This is a genomic window from Flavobacterium sp. GNP001 (genome assembly GCF_054343775.1).
The window spans coordinates 1-10,829 of the sequence record NZ_JBTGUX010000004.1; the positions used below are offsets into that span (position 1 = coordinate 1).

Genomic DNA, 10,829 nt, shown 5'->3' on the forward strand with positions numbered 1-10,829 from the left:
CAGTAGTGGTAAGCAATCCATTGGTAGCCAACAATGATACAATAGGATCTGCAGGTGGTAGTGTAATTACAAACGATACAATAAACGGAGTGCCAGCAACTACAGCCAATACAGACGTGACACCAGTGACAAATGGTCCATTGAGTATTGATACAGACGGGAATTTGACAGTAGCTCCAAACACGCCATCAGGCACGTACATGATAGTATACGAAATCTGCGAAGCAGGTGCAATTCCAGTAAATTGCAAAACAGCTACAGCAACGGTTAATTATGTAAATCCATTAGTTGCTAGTAATGATACTTTTACAGCAACAGGAGGGAATGTGTTAGGGAATGACAGTGTCAACGGCGCACCCGCTACGATGACCAATATTGTAGTAACGCCAGTAAGCACAGGACCATTAAGTTTAGATGCGTCTGGAAACCTTACAGTAGCACCAAACACGCCAAGTGGTACCTATACTATTGTTTATGAAATTTGTCAAACAGGAATGACACCTGCAAATTGCACCACAGCTACAGTAACGGTAGTTATCAATAACCTAATTACTGCCAATAATAATACCTTCCCGCCAACAGGGGGTAATGTAATAGAAAATGATGCGGTTAATGGAATGCAAGCTACCACAGCCAATACTGATGTGACACCAGTAACAAATGGCCCATTAAGTATAGATATTGATGGAAACTTAACAGTAGCGCCAAACACACCAAGTGGAACATACTCCATAACATATGAGATTTGTGAAGCAGGAGCAAAACCATCGAACTGTACACGAGCTACAGCAACAGTTGTAGTAAGTAGTACAATTGTAGCCAATAATGATGCCTTTTCAGCTACAGGTGGAAATGTATTAGCAAACGATACTGTTAATGGAATGCAAGCTACCACAGCCAATACTGATGTGACATCAGTAACAAATGGTCCATTAAGTATAGACGCAAATGGAAACTTAACAGTAGCACCTAATACAACAGCAGGAACCTACACGATTACCTACCAAGTTTGTGAAACAGGCTCTAACCCGTTGAGATGTAGTACAGCCCAAGCTACTGTAGTTGTAAATGAAGTGCCAGCAATAGCCATAATTAAAACAGCTGTTTTCAATGATGAAAATGGAGATGGTTTTGCACAAGCAGGTGAGAGTATAACCTATAGCTTTGCGGTAAGCAACTTAGGAAACACGTCGTTAAGCAATGTAACAGTAACCGATGTTCTACCAGGTTTGATACTATCGGGTAATAGCATACCTTTATTACCAGTAGGAGCGACAAACAATACTGCCTATCAAGGAGTGTATCGATTAACACAAGCCGATATCAATTTAGGAAGTGTAACCAATCAGGCCCAGGTAACAGGAGTCACACCTCTTGGTGTCATAACTAGCGATTTATCCGATGATTCAAATAATCTTAGTGATAGGCCAACTGTACTAGCTATTCAAGGATGTGTAATTGAAGTGTTTAATGCAGTAGCTCCAAATGGAAACGGTGACAACAAAGTTTTCCGCATCAGAGGTTTAGAATGTTATGCTGATAACACGGTAGAAATATACAACCGTTGGGGAGTATTGGTATTTGAAAGAGCAGGATACAACAATGACGATAGAGCTTTTAGAGGAGTTTCAGAAGGTAGAGTTACAGTAAAACAAGCGGAAGAGTTACCTGAAGCAACCTATTATTATATTTTGAGATATAAAGATAACGCAGGAACAAGTTTCGAGAAAGCAGGATATTTATACATTAATAGGTAATCAATCTAAATTTCTTAAGTCTAAAATAATAGAATATGAAAACAAAATTTATACTAATGTTGCTGTTACTCTCGGGTACTATAAATGCGCAACAGGACGCTCAGTTTACACAGTACATGTACAACACCATAAACGTGAATCCCGCCTATGCGGGATCACGTCAAGCGTTGAATATTTTTGCCTTACATCGTACTCAGTGGGTAGGACTATGATGGAGCACCTGTGACCAATACGGCCTCGATTAATACTCCTATAAAAGATACAAAACTAGGTTTAGGAGTGTCGATAATTAATGACAGGATTGGTCCTTCGGACGAGAACAATTTAGCGGTTGATTTTTCCTATTACATCAATACATCAGAGGATTTCAAGCTCTCTTTTGGACTGAAAGCATCAGCAAACCTTTTGAATATCAATTTTGATAAATTGAATCAGTATGATCCCAATGATTATAGTTTTGAGAACAATATAGACAATAAGTTTTCACCTAATATAGGTGTTGGACTTTACTGGTATTCTGATAATACCTATATAGGTCTCTCTGTTCCTAATTTATTAGAGACAAAACATTTTGATAAATATGCCGGAGTAGGAGCATCTACTTATATTGCGAGAGAGAGAGTGAATTATTATTTAACAGCAGGTCACGTGTTTGATTTAGATTATAATCTAAAATTCAAACCCGCCATTATGACCAAGCTCGTGCAAGGTGCGCCATTACAAGTAGATTTATCAGCTAACTTTTTAATTAATGATAAGTTTACCATTGGAGCAGCATATCGCTGGAGTGCCGCATTAAGTGGCATGGTTGGATTTCAAGTGTCTGACTCCTGGTTTATCGGATATGGGTACGATATGGAAACCACACGACTTGCTAATTTTAATTCCGGATCACATGAGATATTTCTCCGTTACGAAATATTCAAAAGTTATAACAAAATCACATCACCTAGATTCTTCTAATTTAATATAACGTTATGAAATTAAGCGCTAAACATTTCGGATGCTGTGTAGTTTTTTTAGTATTCACAGTAGTGGGATATACTCAAAAAAAAGGTGTGATTACTGCAGATAAAAAATTCGACAATTATTCTTACGTTGATGCAATAGCTACTTATGAGAAAATAGCAGCGAAAGGCTATAAAGACGAAAAAATGTTTCAAAAACTAGGAGACTCCTATTACTTCATAGCCGATTTGATCCAGGCAGAGAAGTGGTACTCAGCACTTTTTGAGATGAATGCCTCCCAAGAGCCTGAGTACTATTACAGGTATTCTCAATCTTTAAAAGCAGTAGGAAACTATGCTAAGGCCGATAAAATGTTAGAGCAATTCATAGCAAAATCAGCCACAGACCAGCGTGGAAAACTTTTTGCGAGTCAGCGCGATTACTTGAATGATATAAAGGAAAATTCAGGGAAATACGAAATTTTTGATGCAGGGATCAACTCTCCGTACTCAGATTACGGTAGTGCTTATTACAACAACACCTTACTTTTTGCGTCGGCACGAGATACTGGTGGGGTAGCTAAAGAAAGTGTTCAAGTGGAACAATGAATCTTTTACCAACTTGTACAGCTCTCAGATTAGTACAGATGGTAGTATGGGCAAGCCAGAGGTGTTCCATAAAAACATCAACAGTAGGTTTCATGAGTCTACACCTGTTTTTACCAAAGATGGTCAAACCATGTATTTTACGCGTAATAATTATCTAAATGGGAAAAAGCAAAAAGACAGCAGACGTGTTATATTACTTAAAACTCTACAAAGCCACAAACGAAAACGGAAAATGGGTAAATGTACAAGAATTACCTTTTAATAGTAATGAATATAGTGTAGCGCATCCAGCTTTGAGCGTAGACGAGAAAACCTTGTATTTTGCATCAGACATGCCAGGTACCAAGGGATTATCAGATCTTTTTAAAGTTAGCATCAATCCAAATGATACTTACGGCACGCCAGAGAATCTAGGGTTGCCTATTAATACAGAGTCAAGAGAAACCTTCCCGTTTATCTCACCATGATAATAAGATGTATTTTGCCAGTGATGGACATCCTGGACTTAGGCGGTTTAGACGTGTTTGTTATGGATTTATCCTCAAAAACTCCAGGCAGTCACCATAACAAACTTAGGGACACCTATAAACAGTACCCAAGACGATTTTTCATTTGTGATAGATGCAGAGAATAAAAAAGGATTTGTGACTTCCAACAGAGAGGGTGGTTTAGGATCTGATGATATTTATAGATTCAATAAATTTCCTGTTCCTGCTTGTAATCAAGCACTTCAAGGAGTCATCAAGGATCAGGATACAGGTTTAGTCTTGGCAAATGCTAAGGTAAGTTTGTTTGATTCTAATTTCAATTTGATCAAAGAAATTACAACTGCATCATCAGGGGACTATACTTTTGAGGTTGAATGTGGGGAAACGTATTATTTACGTGGAGAAAAACCAGAATATGAAACCAAAGAGAACAAGCTTGTAATAGCAAAAGTATCTGGAGTAACACAAGGCCCATTGGCTTTAGAGCCACGAAAAAAAGCAATTGATGTAGGTACAGATTTAGCTAAGACCTTAGATATTCCGATTCTTGTATTTTGATTTAGACAAGTCATTCATTCGAAAAGATGCGGCTTTTGAGCTAGAAAAAGTACTAGCAGTCATGCAAGAATACCCAAAGATGACCATAGACATTAGATCACATACAGATTGTAGACAAACGGTTGCCTACAACCAAGCACTATCCGATAGAAGAGCTAAAGCAACTAAGGCATGGTTGATTAAAAACGGTATAGCTGCCAATAGATTAACGGCCAAAGGATACGGCGAATCACAGCTTGTAAACGATTGTGGATGTGAACCTACGAACCAATCAAACTGTACAGAGGAGCAACACCAAGCCAATAGAAGAAGTGAGTTTATTATTGTTTCGATGCAATAAATCCTTATCAAAACAACAAAAAACTAAAAAGGCTATCCATAAACTTGGATAGCCTTTTTTGGTGGTTGATCAATTGAAAATATAAAACTATTGGATACGGTTTGATTAAAAGATAAATTGCCAATTTTTACGCTATATAAAATACTGACTGAATTGGATTAGATCCAAAAAGGTATATAAATTTTGATACTAATGAGCTTGATCTTGTAACGGGTTCCTAGCTTTTAATTTCATTCAGAGCATGCTATAAGTCATTCATTCGCACATCATCTACTTTAGAAAGATTTGGCTTAGGGTTGTTACTTTCTCTTGTAATACTAAGCTTATGTATTTTTTATATCTCTTAAATGGACTCCCTTGCAGGACGGTTTTTCATGTAAAAAACCCGCTGATACGAATACCAGCGGGAATTAAAAAAACAAACCACTTAAAACTAATCAATTATTTTCTGTCTATTCTGATGGCTACATTTCCGGATACTTTTGTATCCTCAATTTTAGCTTTTGTACCATTTGTTCTGTAATAGTAATGGTCATCATCATTATCATCATCACGATCATCATTCGTATTGTGATCATAACCATAATCGTTGTCTTGGTTGTAGGCATAACGGCCACCTCCTTTTACAGATCCAACAATATCAACAATTTGACCACGACGGTTGTAAATGATTTCTAAACCACCTACTCGCTCTAAGGCATAACGGTTGTAAGTCATGTATACAGATCCTATTCGTTTTACTCGGTCGTTAGCATCGTAGTTAATGAACACATTTCCCACTTGTCTTACTCTGCCTAGGTTGTCATGTTCTACTTTTACGCCATAATTGCCTTTTCGGCTATTTCCTGGTGCACCATACGTTTTGTTGACACCGTTTTTGCCTTTTGATCTGTAATACATGTCGCCATTGGTTGTAGGACGTGTATTAAAATCTAGTTGCCCGTCAGGAAACACATAAAATTCAATTCCTCGTTCTGTGAACACAATCGGATCATCATTTCTAAAATCTACTAGAGATTTTCTCTGTACAGAAAAATCGATTTTTTCTGTTGCGCTTGCTACACTACCTCCAAATATGAAAATACTAGCAACTAAAAAGGTAATTTTTTTCATGATACTTCAATTTTGAATTTTGCCTACTCTTGAGCTTTTCGGCTTTCGCTTTTTTACTTATTTGATTAGGTATATTCAAGTAGCATGCCAAAAATTTGAATGATGGTTTCTGTAGTTTTATAGCTTATATATTGACTTTTATGTTTTTAATTAGTATTTAAAATCAAATAATTTGTAATATTAATAAAAACATAAAAAAATTTTACTAAAAGGATACTATTAAGATTAATTTAAGGCATTTCGCTTGTTTTATTCAACTGCTTGTTCTTATTGATTTTGATACCAGAAATAATCTCTAATAACAAGAGATAAAAAGTTCTTTTTGGATAATCGTTTTACACAAAACTACTTATCAACAGTGTTTAAAATTAACTTCTAGTTACGAAGTCGCATCGAGGGATATTGAGTAATTTTGCAGGATGTATGCTTTAGTCGATTGTAATAATTTTTATGCCTCATGCGAACGTGTTTTTCAGCCGAAATTCAACGGGAAACCTGTTGCAATCTTGTCTAATAATGATGGTTGTGTTATTTCACAGAAGTAATGAGGCGAAGGCGGTAGGAATAGCAATGGGAGCGCCCGCTTTTCAAATAAAAGAAATTGGTAAAACAGCATGATGTGCAATTATTTTCGTCAAATTATGCGCTTGTATGGTGATTTGAGCAATCGAGTAATGACAGGTTCTGGAGTCAGTTTACACCAAACTTAGAGATTTATAGTATTGATGAAGCTTTTTTAAATTTTGATGGATTGTCAATCGCGGACTATCACCAGTATGGAATTCAAATGAAGAACCCGAGTACACAAATGGGTAGGTATTCCGGTTTGCATTGGCTTTGCCGAAACAAAAGCATTATCAAAAGTAGCCAATAAAATTGCTAAGAAATTCCAAGACAGAACCCAAGGTGTTTATGTTATAGACAGTGATGAAAAACGAGTAAAAGCCCTTAAAATGGACTAAGATTGAAGATGTATGGGGAATAGGACATCGACTGAATAAGAAAATGAAAGCTAGAAATATAGTAACGGCTCTTGATTTTACCGCACCCCAACATGAGGCTTGGATAAAGAAAGAAATGGGTGTACTAGGAATGCGTTTAAAGTATGAACTAGAAGGCAAATCAGTATTAGACCTAGAGCCTATTGCTGGACCCAAAAGAAGAGCATTGCTACTACCAGAAGTTTTCCTAAACAAATTGCGGAGTTTGATTTATTACGAGAACGTGTAGCTACTTTTGCAGCGCAATGTGCGCGAGAAATTACGCAAGCAAAAATCATGTTGCCACACCATAATAGTCATGCTAGTTGTAGACAAACACAGCGATACAAACATCTAAATATTATTTTAATTGCGCCGTAACATTACCTTATGGTTCTAATTCTACATTGACCATTGCCAATGCTGCGATAGCCTTACTGAAAAAACTGTCATGCAAGGTAATGAGCATTTAAAATTTAAAAAAGCAGGTGTAATTGTTACTGAACTTGATTGATGAAAATAAAAAACAGTTTGAGTCTTTTTGAGGAAGAAAATCCCAAACATTTGACAACTAATGAAAGTAATTGATGGGTCTGAATAGCTAAAATAGGCGACAAGAAAATAAAACTAGCCTACACAAAATTTAAGTTTGACTTGGAATATGAAACAAAACCATTTGTCACCTAGATATACCACCAGTTTTAAAGATATACTTGAAATAAAATGTCCAGTAAATAAAACATCACAAACTTACTTTTTACTTTCCTGATTTTGAAAGTGAATTGCGCATTCCTTTTATAAACGAAGGAGTTTCAGCAGGATTTCCATCACCAGCCGCTGATTTTATGGAAATGAGTATCGATTTGAACAAACAATTGAGTGAAAACCCGCTGGCTACTTTTTATATTAAGGTCAAAGGAAACTCTATGATTGATGCCGGTATTGATGACAAGGATGTACTTGTTGTTGATCGAAGCTTAGAGCCACAAAACAACAAAATTGCCATTTGTTTTATTGATGGAGAGTTTACCGTCAAGCGAATGAAGGTTGAAAAGGATTGTTTGTATCTAATGCCAGAAAACCCAAATTATCCACCCATAAAAGTCACCGAGGAAAACGAACTCATCATTTGGGGTATTGTGACGTATGTGATTAAAAAGCTATAAGCCATTTAATTGGTACTTAATTATTACAAAAAAAACGACCTGCATCTATAAAGAGCAGGTCGTTTTTTTGTAATCCGAGAAGTCGTTAGTGCTTGGGCAATATCATTAAGTTAAGGAATAATCCCTACGATTGTGTCATTCCGACGAAGGAGGAATCTCAACAAACGTGCGCAACAAACAGAGATTCCTCCTTCGTCGGAATGACAAATAAACACTTAACTTAATGGCATTGAGTGCTTGGGTGTAACTCCCTCCTTACTTAATTCTCGGTGGTCGTAATCAGGGATTTTTTCAACTTTGTACGCTACATGTACTTTACTAGAAAAGAGTATAGACTTTTCAATATTCCGATGCTAATTTTTTCAAATTATAGGATGTTAAGGATCTTATTTTTAAAAAACACGAATAATATTGTTAATTATTTGTTAAAAATCACTTTATTTTGCTTTTTTTTACCAGATTTGTCTTGCAATAAGATATGATTGGTTTTATTTGTAAAAAATATTCAGTAGCTACGAATTGAGGGAATTTGTTTATTTAACCCAAAGAAAATTAAAAATAGAATAGTGATAGGTAATCACAATAAACCTTCCTGCAAGGACCAAAACTAACCGCTCAAGTCCTAAATGGGGCAACTATTAAACTATAAATTATGAAAAAATTAATGTTTACACTGGCGTTCGCTATGATTGGATCATTTGCTTTTGCAAATAATAGCACAATCAATGAAAAACAAGTGAAAAGCTTAGTAAATGAGAAAAATTTAGATTTAAAAACTTCTAAAAAAATTGATTATGCCACTTTTATACAGATGGTAAATAGTGGTACGTTAAATATTGTTAAGTTTGTTAAGTTGGATAAATCTTTTTTATTCCTTGATGATTGCGGGAATGAGTGGATTGTAGAATATGATAGTACTGTCTATACTCCATATTCAGCTTTTCTTACTGCATCTGCAGTAATATTTATTGTAACTGGCTGTTAGTCATAATAAACATTAGATATGGCTGATTTTCAGCCATATTTTTTTTAAAATATTAAAAATGAATATAAAATCACTTTTTCTTACAATTGTTTTCCTGTTTTCAGGAGTTTTAATTTACGCTCAAAATTTCCCAAAAGACACTTTACGTTATCAAATCACCTATGATTATTCATACCAGGTGAATAAAGAGGATACTCTTAGCAAACAGAAAGAGCAGATGGTATTAAATGTCGCAACCGACTTTTCATACTATCTTAGTTTAAATCTGCAAAAGGTGTTTGATATGGCTAATAATTATGCTAATTCTCAAACAATTCCTGATAGAAAGTCACTACCGAGACCGAAAATAAATTATACAGTTATAAAAGAATATAGTAATAATCAAACGATTATTACTGATAGATTTGGACAAGGCACTTTTACTTACAATCAAAATTTAGATAAGTTTGACTGGAAATTACATGAGGAGCAAAAAGAAATATTGGGCTATAGCTGTAAAAAAGCAACAACTGAGTTTGCGGGTAGAACGTATGTGGCATGGTATACCACAGATATTAGTATATCCGATGGACCATATAAATTTCATGGTTTGCCGGGTTTAATTTTGTCAATTTACGATACCAATAAACATTATCAATTTAATGTTGCAAGTATAAAAAACAGTTCCAGTTTTTGTAACACTGCCGATCAATTACAAAAACCTACTCAAATAACTTATGAAGAGTATAAACAACTAAAAAAGAGATACAAGGAAAAACCATCGACCTTGATTAATTCGGGTGGAATGACTTTTCCAAAAGAAATGCTTGATTTAGCCGATCAAAGAGCCAAGGAAAAGATGAAGTTTGAAAACAATCCTATGGAACTTACAGATTAATGCGAATAGTTTTTTGGCTGCTGTTATTTTTATGTAATTGCCTGTATGCTCAAACCGTAATTAAAGGGCAAATTTCGGAAACACGAGGCAAGGTAATTGTTAGTGCAAGTGTATCCATTTATAAAAAATCATCATCTGCTATCATTGCTTATGCTATTACAGATAGTAAGGGTATGTTTGCAATTACCTTTGTCAGTACTGATCCTGAAGTAGATTTGGAGGTACGCTGCATGGGATATGAAACCGTATTAAGTGCAATTAATAATACTACGCAAACTAAAAATTTCATTCTTTCTGAAAAGTCATTTGTCTTAAAGGAGGTTTCTGTTAAATCAGCACCTATTTTACAAAAAGGGGATACGCTGCGCTATTTGGTAAATTCATTTTCAAAAGAGCAAGACCGAAGCATTGGTGATGTGCTAAAAAGAATGCCCATCAAGCGCTTCCTGACGGTAAAATTTTATATCAAGGCAAAGCAATCAACAAATATTACATTGAAGGTTTAGATTTATTAGAGGGCAAATACAATCTAGCTAATGACAACCTGCCTTATCAAGAGGTTTCTCAAGTACAAATTCTGGAGAACCATCAGCCTATAAAAACACTGGATAGTTTACAGTTTTCTGATCGAACGGCGCTCAATATCAAACTTAAAAACACCTATACTTTTACAGGTCAAGCGAGGCTTGGAAGTGGCTTTAGCCCGTTGCTTTGGGATGCCAATATTACTCCGATGCTTTTCTCTAAAAGAAGACAAATGCTCACTACCTATCAAACAAATAATACAGGAGATAATGTAGCGTCGCAGCTTAAAAAGTTAACGATTGTAGATTTATTAAATCAATTTAAAAACAATTCAGAGAAAATAGATTGGCTTGCAGTACAACAATTAGCAAATCCGAAATTTTCTGAAAAGAGATGGCTTGATAATTCTATTCACTTATTGTCAAGCAATTATTTGCAAAAGCTAAAGAAAGACTATGAATTGCGTGTGAATGTTTCGTATTTG

The 10,829-nt window shown here is 35.5% G+C and carries 10 protein-coding genes and 2 pseudogenes; 11 read left to right on the forward strand and 1 reads right to left on the reverse strand.

Going from position 1 to position 10,829, the window contains the following annotated elements; all coding sequences use genetic code 11:
* The 3 genes and pseudogenes from ACXX8U_RS14090 to ACXX8U_RS15155 form a co-directional block, all read left to right on the forward strand.
* A partial coding sequence (locus tag ACXX8U_RS14090) for a T9SS type B sorting domain-containing protein (RefSeq protein WP_458566424.1) occupies positions 1-1,757 on the forward strand: 1,757 nt, incomplete at its 5' end.
* Between the two features lie 35 nt (positions 1,758-1,792).
* Positions 1,793-2,720, forward strand: a pseudogene (locus ACXX8U_RS14095) (PorP/SprF family type IX secretion system membrane protein).
* Between the two features lie 14 nt (positions 2,721-2,734).
* Positions 2,735-4,699 (forward strand): annotated as a pseudogene (locus ACXX8U_RS15155) (OmpA family protein).
* Between the two features lie 441 nt (positions 4,700-5,140).
* On the opposite strand, the gene ACXX8U_RS14120 reads toward ACXX8U_RS15155, so the two are convergent.
* Positions 5,141-5,812, reverse strand: coding sequence for a hypothetical protein (locus tag ACXX8U_RS14120; RefSeq protein WP_309755627.1), 672 nt, complete (start codon positions 5,810-5,812; stop codon positions 5,141-5,143).
* A gap of 419 nt (positions 5,813-6,231) precedes the next feature.
* Between ACXX8U_RS14120 and ACXX8U_RS14125 the strand changes: the two genes are divergently transcribed.
* The 8 genes from ACXX8U_RS14125 to ACXX8U_RS14160 form a co-directional block, all read left to right on the forward strand.
* Positions 6,232-6,357, forward strand: coding sequence for a Y-family DNA polymerase (locus ACXX8U_RS14125; RefSeq protein ID WP_458566429.1), 126 nt, complete (start codon positions 6,232-6,234; stop codon positions 6,355-6,357).
* Between the two features lie 460 nt (positions 6,358-6,817).
* The gene (locus ACXX8U_RS14130; RefSeq protein WP_458566430.1) at positions 6,818-7,042 is read left to right on the forward strand and encodes a hypothetical protein; all 225 of its coding nucleotides are present in this window, start codon (positions 6,818-6,820) and stop codon (positions 7,040-7,042) included.
* A 411-nt stretch (positions 7,043-7,453) separates the two neighbouring features.
* Entirely contained in the window at positions 7,454-7,561 is a 108-nt protein-coding gene (locus tag ACXX8U_RS14135) for a DUF4113 domain-containing protein (RefSeq protein WP_458566436.1), read from the forward strand.
* Between the two features lie 13 nt (positions 7,562-7,574).
* Positions 7,575-7,958, forward strand: a complete 384-nt coding sequence (locus tag ACXX8U_RS14140; protein WP_458566431.1) for a LexA family protein — start codon at positions 7,575-7,577, stop codon at positions 7,956-7,958.
* Between the two features lie 652 nt (positions 7,959-8,610).
* On the forward strand, positions 8,611-8,943 hold the full coding sequence (locus ACXX8U_RS14145; protein WP_458566432.1) for a hypothetical protein: 333 nt from the start codon (positions 8,611-8,613) through the stop codon (positions 8,941-8,943).
* Between the two features lie 58 nt (positions 8,944-9,001).
* A complete protein-coding gene (locus tag ACXX8U_RS14150) occupies positions 9,002-9,820 on the forward strand; it encodes a GLPGLI family protein (protein ID WP_458566433.1) in 819 nt (272 codons plus the stop codon).
* Positions 9,820-10,326, forward strand: a complete 507-nt coding sequence (locus ACXX8U_RS14155; RefSeq protein ID WP_458566434.1) for a carboxypeptidase-like regulatory domain-containing protein — start codon at positions 9,820-9,822, stop codon at positions 10,324-10,326. Before ACXX8U_RS14150 ends, ACXX8U_RS14155 begins: the two co-directional genes overlap by 1 nt.
* Positions 10,327-10,577: 251 nt before the next feature.
* On the forward strand, positions 10,578-10,829 hold a 252-nt coding region (locus tag ACXX8U_RS14160), incomplete at its 3' end, for a hypothetical protein (RefSeq protein WP_458566435.1).